18 protein-coding genes are annotated in these 15,183 nt (G+C 46.6%); 1 reads left to right on the top strand and 17 read right to left on the bottom strand.

Going from position 1 to position 15,183, the window contains the following annotated elements:
- Nucleotides 1–11 precede the first annotated feature (11 nt).
- From traM to DZK30_RS18850, 16 genes are all read right to left on the bottom strand, one after another.
- A complete protein-coding gene (gene traM, locus DZK30_RS18775; protein ID WP_118975720.1) occupies nt 12–1,268 on the bottom strand; it encodes a conjugative transposon protein TraM in 1,257 nt (418 codons plus the stop codon).
- Nucleotides 1,269–1,274: 6 nt separating this feature from the next.
- Complete coding sequence (locus DZK30_RS18780; protein WP_118975721.1) at nt 1,275–2,099, bottom strand: DNA-methyltransferase; 825 nt, start codon at nt 2,097–2,099, stop codon at nt 1,275–1,277.
- A complete protein-coding gene (locus DZK30_RS18785) occupies nt 2,096–2,554 on the bottom strand; it encodes a hypothetical protein (RefSeq protein ID WP_118975722.1) in 459 nt (152 codons plus the stop codon). Before DZK30_RS18785 ends, DZK30_RS18780 begins: the two co-directional genes overlap by 4 nt.
- 1 nt (nt 2,555) lies before the next feature.
- Nucleotides 2,556–3,173, bottom strand: coding sequence for a conjugative transposon protein TraK (gene traK, locus DZK30_RS18790; RefSeq protein ID WP_118975723.1), 618 nt, complete (start codon nt 3,171–3,173; stop codon nt 2,556–2,558).
- Nucleotides 3,174–3,179: 6 nt separating this feature from the next.
- The gene (traJ, locus tag DZK30_RS18795) at nt 3,180–4,400 is read right to left on the bottom strand and encodes a conjugative transposon protein TraJ (RefSeq protein WP_118975724.1); all 1,221 of its coding nucleotides are present in this window, start codon (nt 4,398–4,400) and stop codon (nt 3,180–3,182) included.
- Between the two features lie 13 nt (nt 4,401–4,413).
- Nucleotides 4,414–5,046 (bottom strand): TerB family tellurite resistance protein, encoded by a 633-nt coding sequence (locus tag DZK30_RS18800; RefSeq protein ID WP_118975725.1) that lies wholly within the window; start codon nt 5,044–5,046, stop codon nt 4,414–4,416.
- A 7-nt stretch (nt 5,047–5,053) separates the two neighbouring features.
- Nucleotides 5,054–5,695, bottom strand: a complete 642-nt coding sequence (locus DZK30_RS18805; protein WP_162903236.1) for a hypothetical protein — start codon at nt 5,693–5,695, stop codon at nt 5,054–5,056.
- A 17-nt stretch (nt 5,696–5,712) separates the two neighbouring features.
- Nucleotides 5,713–6,390 carry a conjugal transfer protein TraI gene (locus DZK30_RS18810; RefSeq protein ID WP_118975727.1) on the bottom strand — a complete coding sequence of 226 codons (678 nt, stop codon included), beginning with the start codon at nt 6,388–6,390 and terminating at the stop codon, nt 5,713–5,715.
- Nucleotides 6,391–6,392: 2 nt separating this feature from the next.
- The gene (locus DZK30_RS18815) at nt 6,393–8,864 is read right to left on the bottom strand and encodes a TraG family conjugative transposon ATPase (protein WP_118975728.1); all 2,472 of its coding nucleotides are present in this window, start codon (nt 8,862–8,864) and stop codon (nt 6,393–6,395) included.
- Between the two features lie 26 nt (nt 8,865–8,890).
- Nucleotides 8,891–9,700 (bottom strand): hypothetical protein, encoded by an 810-nt coding sequence (locus DZK30_RS18820; protein ID WP_162903237.1) that lies wholly within the window; start codon nt 9,698–9,700, stop codon nt 8,891–8,893.
- Complete coding sequence (locus DZK30_RS18825; protein ID WP_118975730.1) at nt 9,678–10,031, bottom strand: DUF4133 domain-containing protein; 354 nt, start codon at nt 10,029–10,031, stop codon at nt 9,678–9,680. The genes DZK30_RS18820 and DZK30_RS18825 overlap by 23 nt, the downstream gene beginning before the upstream one ends.
- Before the next feature lie 10 nt (nt 10,032–10,041).
- Nucleotides 10,042–10,473 (bottom strand): hypothetical protein, encoded by a 432-nt coding sequence (locus tag DZK30_RS18830; RefSeq protein ID WP_118975731.1) that lies wholly within the window; start codon nt 10,471–10,473, stop codon nt 10,042–10,044.
- A gap of 1 nt (nt 10,474) precedes the next feature.
- Nucleotides 10,475–10,894 (bottom strand): hypothetical protein, encoded by a 420-nt coding sequence (locus DZK30_RS18835; RefSeq protein ID WP_162903238.1) that lies wholly within the window; start codon nt 10,892–10,894, stop codon nt 10,475–10,477.
- 8 nt (nt 10,895–10,902) lie between these two features.
- Nucleotides 10,903–11,238 carry a DUF4134 domain-containing protein gene (locus tag DZK30_RS18840; RefSeq protein ID WP_118975733.1) on the bottom strand — a complete coding sequence of 112 codons (336 nt, stop codon included), beginning with the start codon at nt 11,236–11,238 and terminating at the stop codon, nt 10,903–10,905.
- 268 nt (nt 11,239–11,506) lie between these two features.
- On the bottom strand, nt 11,507–12,622 hold the full coding sequence (locus tag DZK30_RS18845; RefSeq protein WP_118975734.1) for a hypothetical protein: 1,116 nt from the start codon (nt 12,620–12,622) through the stop codon (nt 11,507–11,509).
- Nucleotides 12,623–12,701: 79 nt separating this feature from the next.
- Nucleotides 12,702–13,151, bottom strand: a complete 450-nt coding sequence (locus DZK30_RS18850; RefSeq protein WP_162903239.1) for a hypothetical protein — start codon at nt 13,149–13,151, stop codon at nt 12,702–12,704.
- 443 nt (nt 13,152–13,594) lie between these two features.
- Between DZK30_RS18850 and DZK30_RS18855 the strand changes: the two genes are divergently transcribed.
- Nucleotides 13,595–13,891: a hypothetical protein gene (locus DZK30_RS18855; RefSeq protein ID WP_162903240.1), complete on the top strand. Its 297-nt coding sequence runs from the start codon at nt 13,595–13,597 to the stop codon at nt 13,889–13,891.
- A 95-nt stretch (nt 13,892–13,986) separates the two neighbouring features.
- Here the strand turns inward: DZK30_RS18855 and DZK30_RS18860 are convergent, their stop codons facing one another.
- Nucleotides 13,987–14,835, bottom strand: coding sequence for an RteC domain-containing protein (locus DZK30_RS18860; RefSeq protein WP_162903241.1), 849 nt, complete (start codon nt 14,833–14,835; stop codon nt 13,987–13,989).
- Nucleotides 14,836–15,183: the final 348 nt, after the last annotated feature.

The following is a 15,183-nucleotide window of genomic DNA, read 5'->3' on the forward strand; positions in this document are numbered from 1 at the left end:
GATAATTGTTGTTATTGATCCTGTTGGCGTTCATCATGAAGCAGTACTTGGTAGCCCGCCTTCACATAAACTTTGATCAGCTTTATCTTGCGGCTAAGCAGTTGCTTAGCTGCCTCAATGCCCGCGCTCGCTGCCTGCGCACCAAGTGAAGGGTCAAAGGAATTCAAGCCGATGCTTTGTATAGATTGATCAGCCGATTGCTTGGCAACATCACGAGTGATAGCGCCAGGGATATAGATACCATCAAGGCCATCGATATCGTAAACAGAAAGCTGCACCGGAAAAACAGATTTTTTATAGGCGATACTGGTGATCTTGATCGTAAGCCTTTCGCCAGCCAGCTGCGCCAATCCGAATACATAATTATCCTTCGGAATAGTTACGCCGTTGACCATGACTGGAGAGGTAAGCCTTAACTTGACGGTGGCGCCGTCAACGATGACCTGGCTTTGATGCACCACTGCCGAAATAGCGTTCTGCTCTTCCTTTGGCTTATCAATTTGATCCAATCCGTAAAAACCAGAGGTCACGCCGGCCCTGCCCGAATCTTTGGGTGCTTCCAATGTTGTTACACGGTTGGGTTTCTTAGGCTCGTCTATCGGATATACACCTCCCTTTCTTTTCTGCTCATTTGCCGCGATTTTATCCGTTACCCGTTCTGGGTGCTGGATCTCCAATATCTTTTCCAGCATACCATTCAGCTGTGCCGTCTCCGGGTCTGCTTCGGTATTACCCGCCTGCATGGCCTTCATCATTTTTTCTAACCGATCCACATCCGCGGGGTTAACGGTGCCCGGCGTTGGGCCTGAAACAGCAGGGGGATTGCTATATCTGCTTGGAGCCGATGGCTGGTTCATTGCTCTTTGTAATGCGGCCAACCGCTCGACAACTTTATCCCCGTTAGGATCATGATAGCCAATACCGATGTTCCCGCTGATACCGCCAGGGACCGGGATGTTACTATCGGTCGCTAGGTCGGAGCGCCCAGTGCCCTGAGCAGTACCTTTATAGTAAGGGTCCAGGTTTCCCTGTTCCTTACGTTTTATAGAATCGGCAGCAGCCTGTTCGTAGTAGCTTAATTTATCCATCGGCCGGTCGCCGTTATGAGCGCCCGGCAATTTTTTGTTTAAGCCGCTATCGGACACCATGCCATTCTGAGCCGTTCCTTTGCCCCCTCCCATTGCCCAAAAGCCAAACGTTGTAAAGGGCAGAATGAGTAATGGCAATATGAGCAGGAACCTGCGTTTTTGCTTTACTTGTGTTTTCATACTATCTTATTTGAAGTTTATTTGTCTATTTCTATATTCAATGGCACGCGCTATCCTTTCCCGACTGATTGCTACGAAATCTACCGGTTCACCCATGTGGAAAGCATTCTTATTTTTATCAATTCCGATGAAGTTCCTGCCCTCCAAAATAGCAGCAACCAAGAAGCTACCGCTGCCGCAGGCATTGTCCAGAACTATATCGCCCGGACGGCTGTAAGTCCTGACTAGCCAGCGCCCTAAAGCGACAGGCTTTTGGGTAGAATGAAATGAGCCCTCCCGTTCAGCTGTAGGGAAATAAATCCAGTCCGTTTCCATATCCTCGATAAAGAGCACATCAGATGGAAACCTTTGCCCATTCTTGTTGATAATCGGCATAGCCCCGAAGTAACCATAATTGCTAGACCGACTGTCCTTCCTTACACCTTTGTTATAAGGCAGGCCATCGATTTTCTGCGGATCATAATAACCTTGTCCTTCGCAGAAAACGCATATATCCTCATGCTTTCGGAGTGGTTGTTTATTGGCGTTCAAAAAGTTGGTGGCCTTAGATTTTATCCAAATGATCTTATACTTGAACCACTCCGGGTTGCTTAAGATCAGGCAGCCTGTAAACAAGCCCTGGCCGGTCAATACAATAATTCCCTTTGGCTTTATCACGCGCCGGTACTGCTTCCAGAGTAAAACAAGATCTATCCGGCAATCCCATTTATTTTGGGTAGTTCCATATGGAAGATCACAAAGAACCATATCTATACAGCCGTCTGGTAATAATGGCAGCAATTCAAGGCAATCTGCCTCCCAGACCTTACCCTTAAAATCTTCGTAATTCATCTTTCGCAGTATATTTTCTCTATCTGGTTAATACTATCTAAAAGTCCGGGATGCCCCCGGAGCAAACTGTCCCGCATCTTTTCTCCCGAATCTGTCCCGCTCAGGCTATCCAGGTACTTATGGTACCGGATCACCCGCAGCACGACCCTTGGCAATTGTGCCGGCATATTCGCGGCCCGGCCCCGGTCAAGATTTACAGGCATCCTGATATCAACCGGCCGGTTAAAGTTTTGCCCGTTCCTGCCGAATGTCCGTGCCACAACAAAAATGTTGTACCCGACCATCAGTATAAGTATTAAGGTCATTACAATAGCTCTTTTCCGAAGCGTAAGCCTGTTAATGAGCCGGTCCATACCTCTGGCCCATTTGGTCTGAATCCACCGGAATTTTCCGGCGATCCAGCCGGCTGCCTTTCCTGTGGAAGCAACCCGCGTGATTTGTTTGTTCTTTTTCATACTACCTGTTTTTTATGTCGAGGTCTTTGTTTTCAAGGATCTTCCAGCGCTCTATGAGGAATCCGTGGGGGTTATTGTCGCTTTGGTCTACCTGGCGCAGATAGCCTTCCGTGACAAGGCTGCGGCTAACGATGCTGGTGGAACGGGTGATCAGCTGCTTGCCGTAGTACCGAAAGTAAAAGGGCAGATGTTCCATGTTAACTACGATACTGTCGGTTTTTACCGTCTGGCTCACGTTGCCGGATACGACATTGGTGTAATAGCCGCTTTCCTTCAGGTCATCATAAACCCGTTTGGCAGAGCCGTCAGCCAAGTACAGTGCCTGGTTAATACCTGCCTGTATCTGTTTATCGTCCGGGGTCAGCGTAAAGAAGTTTTGATGGAAAGTTTTGATATGATCACGCGCCATTACGGGAAGTTTTTCTCCCCGTTCTGCGGCAATTGCCACCAGGGCTTTGCCGTCGTTGAGCACGTAGATCTTATTTTGTGCCTGACTTGCGATCTTAAACGCTGAATAGATTCCGTAACCTGCCAACACCACGACACAGGCCAGGGCTATAATAAAAAAGCTGCGGGTCTGGCGAAATGCCGTATCAATATTTTTTGCTTTGGTAAACATGGTTGCTTATTTAGGATTAGAAGAATTACCGGATAGCTTATCTTTTAAATAAGCTGCATTAGAACCGATGCTGGAGCCAATAGAACCGGCGATCCCGCTGCCACCGTCATTCCCGCTACGACCTTGGTTATAGTACTTTCCAAAATTGCCGATCGCATCCGCCGTTTTCCCTGCTCGGTTACTGACGTTACCTACGCTAAAGCTGGTTACCTTTTGGAGCATGGAGCCGACACCACCCGCCTGAACGATAGAGTTAGCCACCGAAGGCACGGTAAAATAGCCGACAATGCCAATGAGCATGAAAATGAGGTAACCCGTATCGGCTGTACTAAAGAAGGTATCCCCGGTCTGATTGACCTGGTTGATATCGATCCTAAGCATTTGCTGCTGGATGTTGCCGATAACGGCGCCAAAGATGTTAGCCACCGGCAGCCATAAGAAGACATTGATATAGCGAGCGATCCAGGCGGTGAGCGTGTGCTGAAACCCATCAAAGACGGCAATTCCGAAGACCAGTGGCCCGAGTATCGCCAGGATGATGAGCTGAAAAGTGCGCAGGGTATTGATGCATAATGCCGCTGCCTCAAAAAGTACTTGCAACACTTCCGACATCCACCGCTTTACCGAATTCTGGAAATTGTAGGCAAACTTATCAGCAGCAAACTTTACATCGTTACCGATACTGGTAAAAATATTTTCCTCGTCAGAGCTGGTTCCGTCATGGGTGTATTTATACCAGCGTTCCCTGTCACCCTCCTTGTCTTCGCCAACATACATCTTCCAGTTTTCGGTATTCTTTAGCGCTTCTTCCTTTTGGTGCAGCAATGTGGTTATGGCTTTGTCGGAATTGTCAACCATAGCCGCCGTCCCGGAGACAGTAGGTTTCATCACACCGTTTATGATTCCGATCGTCATACTAAAATTGATGACACAGAACCCTAAAACAAAGGGTCGGAATAATGGATAAAAGTCTATTGGCTCGGCATTAGCAAGATGCCTCCATACACGGGATGCGATATACCATATGGCGGCAAATCCAGCGATACAACTACCAACGCCGATCAGTTGTGAACACATCGGAAGCATTTGGTCGTACAATGTTTCCAGTACGCCTTGCAAACCTTTGATATCACCTGCCAGGCCGCCACCGTTGCTCTGCGCGTGGCTGAGTAAGGGGACAAAGAGCCCCAGGGCCGCGATAAACACGGCTTTAAAAATTCTGTTCATATAATCTGTTTACTTAGTTTATCCCGTATATTTTTTCGACCGTCTGATTTTCCAGTAAAGCTTTCTTCCGCTGCATGGCCATAATGGAAGTCGAATTATTAAATGAGCGCAGGAACTGCAGCTTGTCCTGCATATCGGTGTAGATCCGGTCGATGCTCGCTATCCTTTCGTCGTCGGACATACGTAACTTGTTTGCCGTAATGACATTGATAAGGTCATCGAGATTATCGAGTGACGAACTGACCAGCCTGCTATAAACATTACCGATATAACTGATCTCCTTCGGTTGAAAAATATTAGCAGACCGGAACCGGTCATAAGCCCGTCTGTATTCGCTGACCAAAAACACCTGGTCATTGATGATGTCTGTTACCCTGCCATATTTGCGCACCGAAGGATTTACCGCGTAAAGACCATCTAAAAAAAGTTCGTGCATACTGAAGTTGCCCTGAGAGATATTCTTAATGGTGCCATAGCCTTTATCCAAAATATCATAACCGGCTTTCATATCGCTGAGTATTTGTTTAAACTGGCTCAGCTTTTCTACATTCAACAACAGTTGCACGACTTCTGTAGCCTGTGCTGCAGCTCGGTTAGTGAAAGGCAAGCAAATGACAAGCAGCGCGAATACGATTTTCTTTTTCATAATGAGTTTATTTGATACCGTAATAATTGTTGAGTTGACTAAGGCTCCTTAAGCCGGAGCGTTTCTGCATGGTCATTCCGCTTAACGATGCCGAGTAGCTCTTGATGAAACCGTATTGGCTCTGGCTATCGGCAAAAAGCTTATCGATGCGCCTGATCCGCTCGTCATCCTTCATTTCCAGTTTGCCAGGTGTCGTTACCATTTCCAGGTCGGTAATGGTTTGATCACAGTCTTTTTGTAAACGCTCGTACACGCCTTTGATATAATCCTGCTCAAACGGAGTGTAAACCCCGGCATCGGCAACCGCATCCCTGCTTCTGTTCACTTCCCTGGAAATGGCCGATTGGAGGTCGATGATATCGCCGACGCGGGGATACTGTCTTACTGCCGGGTTAACTGCCTTAAGCGAATTGAAATACAGGCTATGAAGGCTAAAGTCACCGTTTTTAATGTCACTAATGGTGCTTAGTCCCTTGTCGGCGATCTTATAGCCTTTTTCGAGGTACCCTATATATACCTGCAAGGCCGCGATCTGGGCAAGAAGATATTTTTTCTGGGTCTTTTTTTGAAAGAACCATTCGGAGAATGTCTGCGCCTGGCTGGCGAAGGCCATCACCGATAAAAGAAGCAGCAATACTATTTTTTTCATTGTCTCTGATTTTTTGGTTACTGAATACCATACATCCGCTTGATCAGATCATATTCGGCGTCTGAGGAGGAACGGTGCAGGCTGAGCACAGCATTTTCGGTATTGAACCGCTGCAGGTCGGCAAAATTCCGGTCTACATGGTCCCCGGCCTTGTTGATGATCTCCAGCCGCTTTTCATCCGTCATTTGCGTTTTGAAAGAATTAATCACCAGGATCATTTCATCAATATTCTTTGTCGTTTCTGAAAGGATGCCCTGGTAGACTTTAGCCATATATTCTATTTCCTTTGGCGTAAAGTGTTTGTCACCGGATAGCAATCCCCAGGCCCGGTTGTACTCACGGACAAGCTGTACCTGCTTATCCGTGATATTATGGATGCGCTTATAGTAGCTGATGATAGCCTTGACCTGCTGCAACTCATCAAAATATTTCTGATACAGGTCTTTTTGCTTTTGTGTCCAGTTGGAAATTTCATCCAACTTTAGCTTCGACAAAGTATTCTCCAGCGTCTTCTGTGCGTTCTGTAGCCAGATGATCTTGTTTTGCTGGCGCTGGATAGCCAGGTCAACGGCTTTGATCACTTTTGTAATGGCGGCTTTTATAACCTGCGCGATCACGAGTTGGGCATTTGCCTTTTGTAACGGCACCAGTAGTAACGCCGGGACAAGCAGGAAGATCAATATTGTTTTTTTCATAACTATGCGGCTTGTTTTAAATCCTGAAGCAATGCGGCAATGCCTTTGCGGATATCGCCACCAAATCGCTCGGCATATTCGGCCACCAAAACTTTTTCTTTTTGCTCGGTGGTGTAAGCATAATATTCTTCCGGCGATACTTCTGTACGATACACTTTGCTTTGCATACCCCCCAGGGATATAAATACCTCTTTGTACTTGCGGGCGGAGTCATTTGCCTTGTTGACGGAAAGGACAAGCGCCTTTTCCTTATCGGTAAGCCCGAGGAGCTCCTGGATTTGGTCGAATTTATTCTGGTACTTGCTCTGATCGAGCAGTATCTTGCAATCGCTGTTATTGATAATGGCCTGCTTGACCACGGGCGAGGAAATGATATCCTCTACTTCCTGGGTAACCACGATGGCCTCACCAAAGAACTTGCGGACGGTCTTAAACAAGTACTTGATATACTCAGCAAACCCTTCTTTCATCAGTGCCTTCCAGGCTTCTTCGATGAGGATCATCTTGCGCACACCTTTGAGCTTTCGCATTTTATTGATGAATACTTCCATAATGATGATCGTTACCACCGGAAAGAGGATCGGATGGTCCTTAATATTATCAAGCTCAAATACAATAAGCCTTTGATGAAGCAGGTCAAGATTTTCATGGGCATTTAATAGGTAATCAAATTCGCCGCCTTTATAGTATGGGCGGAGGACATAAAGGAAATTGTTTACATCAAAATCCCGGTCCTTTACGTTATCGGTTTTTAGTACTGCTGTGAATTCATCACGTAGAAATTCATAGAAGGTATTAAAGCAGGGAAACAGCTCCGGGTCTTTATCCAGCTTTTCAAAATAGAGCTGGATCGCGTTGGACATTGCCACGTATTCGCTCCGGCGGAACTCTTCGTCATCCTTTTTCCAGAGCGCCAGCAGCAGTGTCTTGATACTTTCCTTCTTTTCGGTATCGAGGCTATCCCCATCGCTGATAAAGAAAGGATTGAACCTGATCGGGTTCTTTTCTTCATAGGTGAAATAATAGCCTTTCACCATTTTACAAAGACCGTGGTAGCTGTGACCGACGTCCACCAGTACGACATGTGTGTTCTGCTCATAATAGCTCCTCACCATGTGGTTTGTATAAAAAGACTTGCCGCTACCTGAAGGGCCAAGGATAAATTTGTTGCGATTGGTACAGATACCGCGTTCCATAGGCTCGTCGCTGATATCGACATGAACAGGCTTTCCGGTTTGCCGGTCACTCAACCGGATGCCTATAGGACTGATGGAAGTACGGTACCCCGTTTCCTGGTTGAAAAAACAAACCGCCTGTTCCGTAAACGTGTCGAAAGCGTCGTTGACTGGAAAGTCTGCGGCATTGCCCGGGATTCCAGCCCAAAATATCTGCGGCGCGCCTGCCGTTTCCAATTTGGCAACCGCGTCCATCTGCGCCATCGCTGAGCTTACCTGGTTTTTCAGGTCTTTTAACTGCTCAGGGTCATCAGTCCAGACCAGCACATTGAAGTGCGCCTTTATTGGCTGGCGCTGCTCTGAGATCGCCTCATTTAAAAAATCATTTGTGGCATCCCGTGCTATAGTGTTCTCCCGGCTATAGGCTGATAAAGACTGCAGGCGAAGTCGCTTACTTTCCAGTTTCTGTATCGTCTTCTGCGCATCCTCGATCAGGATATACTGGTTATAGATATGATTGCAGGGCAATAACTGGCCGAGTGTCGCGGCAAAAGCGATGCTGAACTTTGTTTTGTCAGTGCTGTATTTGTCGTAATTGATCCGGCTGCCGCAAAGGGATGGCAAATCGGCGGCATCACCGAGGGTATAGAGCTGGCAGTGTTGGCCGCCTACCTGCATTTTCTCTCCGCTGAATTGAATATCTTTTACGATAAAATTATCTTCGGTTTCTGCCAGGAAACAATACCGTTCTACCACACCCATTTTTCTTTGGCTGCTGTATAGCTCGTTTTCACGCAGGCGGTGCAGCTTGACAAAACCGCTGTCCTGCATGATCTGGCGGAACTGCCCGCAGCTGTCCAAAAAATCCTGGAGCATATTAGCGCTAAGCGATTGCTGGGGCGCGATGGTCCTTTTGAGCAGGCTCGAAAACATCGAACTGACCGGTTTCCTGCTTGCAGGTTTTTTGGTCAGGAACAGGTAGCAGCTATGATCCAGGAAGGGGCGTTCATTGAAAAAACGTTCACTTGCCCGGGACAGGAAACTATCTCCGGCCCTGTCGTAGTCCGGCTTGTACTTGCTATCCACAAACCAGTCCTGCTTATGCAGGATACTGTGTTTGGGTAGCACCTTGATCGCCTTTACCCAGGATTGATGCAACGCTTCATAGTCATTGTCCGACAGGGTAAAAATCTCAGGCAGCTCCATTTTAAAGGCTACCGTTATATCGCCTTGTTTACTGAGCAGGCAATCGTGCTCCACTCCCCATAAGGGGAGCATATCATCCATCCACTTTTCCATACTTCACAAATCTTTTTAGATGATCTTTATTTTATCCGCCGTCCGCGTTTGCGCAGCTTAGGGCTCTCTGTCTCTTGTGATTGTTTTTGCAATCGCTTTAAATTTTCGGCTATAACTTCTTTGATCGGCGTGTCAGACCATGGAATGATCTTTGCAGTATACAGTTCCTGTGGCGGGTGTTCCCGCGCAATTTGCTTATAGTCAAATCCATGGATGTCAGCCCACCTAATAGGATCAAGTGCATGCGGTGCAGGTATTTCCACGACGATCTCATCTTTAGGTATCTCCGTTAGATTATCCCAATCCAACATTACGATTTCAAAAGTTTTTGGATTATAAGCTATCCGGTAAGCATTGTCCTGGTTTACTGATTCACCAACACTATCAAGGACCTTTAGGGACATGCCGGGTCTTGAGAAATCATTTTCCGGCCGCAAATAACCCATACGTAAGTCTACAAATAAAAGTCTTCCTGCGATATCGATTTTAGGAAGCAACCCATTCATGCGCCGGGCGATCACTCGCTGATCAATGACGATCTCAAAATCAGAAAGATGCTCCAGGTCCCGGTACGTACAGCCATAGGCGATTTTCATACCTTCCGGATCAAGGTCTTTGAGCCTGGGGACGATAACGGTCGTAACGGATTCATCGTTAAAACTAGAAGGGAGATTTTTATCCTTGCGGCTATACTGCAGCGTGTAATGTGTTTCCAAATCACGCATTTCCAAAAAGGAGATTTCGTTTTCAGGATTTTCTTTCTCTGTCAGCACTTGCCTTGCCACGTCCACTTTGAACACAGTCCCTTCGATTTCATATTCCGGTCTTTTTTCCATTTTCATCCTCCTTTTCCTTTAATTGTATAAATATTTTCCTGCTGTTACACTTGATTACCTTCGGTACCCGTTTGCGGGCCATCATCTTCATCATGCCATGCTCGCCGTATTTATGGCTCATGCCATAAACCTTCCAGACCAGGCCGGAACCGGCAAGTAGTATGATACCGATACACAGAAACTGGTTGAGGCCGGCGATATACATTGCCGCGAATAGAACAAGCAATACGAGCACACCGCCGCCGAGATACCAGATGTACTGCGCCTTAAGGCCCTTAAACTCTATGCTTTTGTTGATGCCTTTGTTAATGGCATAAATGCTATTGGACATATGCGTTGTCTTATTGAATGAAGTAATCACGGATGCGGATACGGATGAGGGCTTCCAGGCACGCGTTTTCCTTGTTCTTTTCGCTAAAGCCCTGTTGATCGAATACATCTCCCGAGTGCGTCAGGATTTCCAGCGTCACGTAGGATAACATACCAATCTCAGACAACCGCTGATAGTGTGTTTCAAAACGCCCCTTTAATATTTCCAGGATATAGTTATACCGGGACGGCCGGAGATCGGCGGTCATTTGCTGCATGACTAATTCCTCTATCACATATCCCGGCTTATCTTCTGCCAGCAAATCGAGTATCAGCCGTATGCCAGCGCTAACCTTACGTTCCAGGTAACCGTTCAGGTCATTATCATTTTGCAGCTTGACCAACAGATCTGGGTTGTTGACCGTGATATAGGCTTTTAGTTTTTCTTTCAAATAATTGAGCATCTTAATATCGCTTTGGTTTATGCGTTTTCTTTCTGTTGCTCGCCAAAGCTGTTAACTGCACTGGCGGCCGCTCGATCTGCTTTGCTGCTTTATACCCCTGGCGCTGGGCCAGGCCATCAGGATCGATATGCCTGAGCGGCGGTACGATAATGATGCGTACATGATCCGGTATCGCGCTTGTCTTCTCAATATTGCCGAGGTATAAATTCTTTGTTTGGGTATCGTAGAGGAAATGGGAAAAGCCCATCTCCTCCTTGATACTGCCCATCGTCATGCGGTTGCCGGCATTGTCCACCTGGCGAAATTCATGACGCTGAATGTCCGCGAAAAACAATGTGCCGTCAATGTCCACCTGTGGCAGCGCCCGCGGCGCCTCCTGTTCCACATGCTGTAGCTGCGGAAAGCCTAAGTAATCGTCCATGCCCATCGTTATATCCCGAAAAAGCTTTTGATTACCGTCGCCACCACCACCAGGAAGATGCAACTGCCAAACCAGGCCGCCGCGACTTTTGAGGTATCCGGGTCCCCGGCATTCCATTTCTGATAAACCTTTACGGCGCCGATCAGGCCAAGGACGGCCCCTACTGCATACATCAGGTCGGTACCGTCATCGAAATAACCGCGGACCTTTGTGTTGGCCTCCCGTATGCCCGCGGAACCGTCCTGAGCATAGGTATAGATTGATAAACCAAGCATTACGGCCACGGCCAGGGCATGCTTCGCCCTACGGAGCAGTCTTTCAGCTCCCCACTTCACGTTTCCCATCTTCAAATAATTATTGTAATAAAAGAGCTTAAAAAAATACCGGGGAGCGCCAACCAACCACCACTATTCACCCACTTCCGGCGCTCCCGGCATTTATATTTTTCTTTCCGGCATCCCCGCCTGTCAGGGCGGGGAGCGGGAAAGTGGTCGCGGCGCTACTTCACCAACCAAACCGATCACCGGCCGCAACCGAAAGAACCAGGCAAGCCTTCCCAATCACCCCTGCCTAACGCACATCAGGCTTGCCCGGTCACTAATTAAAATTTCTTTATTGTCTTACCTCACGATCAACCACCTGGCCACGATAGGTAACCTTAAAGTGGAAGTTGAAGTGCTGCAGAATGATCTCGTTAAAAAATCCATTGGCGGTCCATTTCATCGTTTTCTCAAATTTGTTCTCCGCATAGCTATTGAAGGACGGCCACCCGGGACTGGTCTGATTGCTCCAACTGATCAATGGTATACCGGGGATCATAACCTTTCCTTTTGCGCAAGCCTCCATGACAATTTCATCCGCATAGGTATTGCTGAGCCAGCCAGCGAAACGGGTGTCTTTGAGCATCTGAACCCTTGCCCCGGTCGAGGCATAAAAGATATAGCCGACACGCCAGCGATGATAGTTCAGCTTGACCTCTCTCCCGTTATGCTCAGGGAAAGGGTTACCGTTGTCGTCCCGGTACATATCACCGCCTACTTTGCCCCACCATTGCGGCATAAGGCCTGACGGATACTCACAGATCGGTTTACCGCTTGGCCTGTCCGGGCCGTCACCGCTAACCCATTCAGGAACTGGTAATGGCAGACCGAAAGAGGTGTCATGAGGCAAGGCGCCTGGCAAGAATTTTGGGCTCTTACCGCCTGCAATAGCGGGCGACTGGGTAGCCGGTACAGAATACGACTCACCATTTTTGGTGCCGCCCCTGAAGCAATACACCGTATCGCCGATCTGTATGTTGCCGTCCTTACTAAGCATGGTAGCGAACCAGCTATCGGGGCAATCCAAGATCTTTCCTGATCTCATAAGAGAGTCCGTGGTTAGGTTCCTCCTGTTATCGGATGTATCCCTGTCGTTGTCCTCATAAAACTTCCGCAGGGAAGAGAAACCGGCCGCGTCGTACGGAGCTTCCCATTGGCTAAGCTTTGATGCGTCCTGGTATTTTTGCTGGAGCATCTCCATCTCTTTTTGAAAATGTTCGAGTGACTGAAATTGCAGCCAGCCATAGTTCAGCTTGATACTGCCCGGAACACTTCTGGCGAAATTGCTTGTTGCGCCTTTGCCGCTCACCCCAGACTGGGGCATACTTACTTCCTCCCGCTTACAGCTGTATATAAAGCCGGCAAGCAATAATCCCAGGCCGAGGCCGATTGCATAGTTTTTTTTCATGTGATTTGATTTTAAATAGATGAATTGTTTGGTGTACTCTTTTTGTTGCGGCAGGTTCGGATCATCTCCTGCCTTTGTGTTAGCCGGGTAACTCGTCCCAGGCGGTATTCAGTTCCGCCTCACTGAACGTGAGCCCGCAAATCTCTTCGCCATTTTTAATAATGAAATTGTTGATAGCAAGCCGGAAGGCAGGCAAATGTAACCCATCATAGTAGGCCAGGCGGGACTGAAGCTGCCGGAGCAACTTATCCTTGTTGGCGCTTTTGCCTGCAACTTCCAGTATGCTGTGGCGTATGTCTGTAACGATGTTTTCAAGTTCGGTGAAGGCCGCTTCGGGATCTTCTTCAAACTGATCTTCAGGGGATATTTCTTCTGCAGCTGCAGCTTTACGGCCAGGCAGCTTTGGGCCGTTTTTAATAAAGGCCTTGGCCTCTTTGCGGTAGTAAATAAATCCTACCACCAGGTACCAGATCGCGGTCAGGATAAGGACCGCCTCCAGGTACTGTTTCCATGAGATTGATTGTAGCATTGTCTTCAGTTTTGTTCGGGACCATTCCCTGATTGTCTGAAGCAAAAGTGCGGTGGAAAATGAGCGTGCTCTTACAACCCGTCTGAAGGTTCAGAAAATTTATTTCTGAAAGAAAAAAGAGATAAAAGGAGTAGAACCCGACAAAGCCTCCGTTTAAAGCTTATTTCAGGGGGAGATTTTTAAGTAGAACTGGAAGTAATCTGAAGGTTCAGATTTTTTATTTCTGTCAAAAAAATCTTAAAATAGGTTGATTGTTGGATCGTCGGTGAATTATTGGCACAAAAAAGGCTGCTTTGGTTGCGGTCTATACAAACAACCGTGAAGCAGTAAAGGCTTATGTACTCATGCTAAATACAAATGCGTAGAAATACGTGATTAGATCTCATCTCTGCGGAATTTTATTATTCTAACTTATCTTCGTTAAAACCCAAAACGCCATTGTTATGAAAACTAAAATTCTTTTATCCGCTGTTTTTTTTACTGCAACGTTATGCATAGGACACTCACGGGCTATGGCACAGGGAGGATCGACCGGAGGTGACGGTAGATCTAAACATGCAAAGCAAGCACCCAAAACCCAGAACAAATCAAACAATGCAAAAGGTGAAAAGAGCATTGCAAAATCTGTTGAAAGCAAAAGTGCAACAACTCCGAAAATGGGAAAGAGTGATAAGAACATTGCAGGCAATAAAGCTGAGGGCGGTCATACCGGTAATGGCAAGAAGAAATCCTCACAGTAAATGATAAGTAGCTTCAAGACTTTTTAAGAGAACTATCGAGGAATAAAAAAAGCCGCCAGTTAAATGGCGGCTTCATTCATTACATTGCTCTTCGATCATTCATTTTTTTGCTGTATTTTTCTTTCGACGGCAACCCTCATCCCGTTGATATATGGGGTGGTGTCTTTTTTACGGATGGCCATACCCAAAACCGCCCGGTAGATGTTGTCGAGTTTGATATTAAACATGCGCTCGAAATCCCCGGCCAATTCCTTAATGCCGCCATCACCATGATTTACCCAGCCCATTTCAGCAATACCGATAACCATTTCTTCGGCCGCAGCCTTTGGCCCGGTCCACGTACGGCGTCTTTTAGCGGCCGCGGGTTCCTGCCCCGCACCTGGCTCGACTTCCTGCTTTCTCCGGAGCAGGTTGTTAATATAATTCTTTAACTGATCGTAAGCTTGTAGCTTAGCCAGGTTATAACTATGAGGCGTGGAGAAATTGTGGTCCATTTCTGCTGTCGCCATTAGTAGCGGCGGTGATCCGGGATTCTCCTCATTCCTTACGAAGTAATGTGCATCGCTTTTGCTGGTCCCTAAAAGATGATACAAGCGAAGCGGCCGGTATTGCAGGAAGAATCCGTCGATTTTTTTTAATTCCTGCTTATAATACTTCCGCATCTCTGCTTCAGCCCCAACCGGTCTGTTCGCTTCAAAGTAATATAGTTTCTGAAAATAAATGAGCTCACTTTGAAACTGCGGTTTGATCTTTTTGAAAAAAAGGATTTCCTCTGCTTCATCCTTAAAGTCGTAATCTAATATATATTCCTTTAATCTTTTAATAAGCGAGGATATAAAGAAAAATGAACGTTCGGCTTGTTGGAGTTGATTTTCTGCGCCGAGTGAAATTTTTTGAAGCCCTTCTGTCATTTCACCAAGAAGGGTGTCCGTGAATTGTTTCATAATTCGCATTGGGTGTTTGGTTATAAAAAACGCTTACTCTTTACATGCATGTTTCAAAGCGACAAGACGAAAGTAACGGGCAGCAATACAATATCATGTTCGTTTTTGGGTGTAATTGAATCAAGCAGGTAAATTAAAATACTGAAGTACTTCATTTCACAACGAAGCGCTCTAAGCAATTTACATTATCATATTTATACGAATGTTTAACTATACCTATAAAAATGTTTAAATTTTTATCCGCTTAACAAATTTTTGATTTATGCTGAAGTGACTGAATAGATGCTAATGAAATTTACAATTGATTGTCGCTCACAGGATAATCATTGTTGTTGACGATTATTTTTT

Origin of the sequence: Taibaiella koreensis (assembly GCF_003545715.1) — a bacterium.
Classification (GTDB): domain Bacteria; phylum Bacteroidota; class Bacteroidia; order Chitinophagales; family Chitinophagaceae; genus Taibaiella; species Taibaiella koreensis.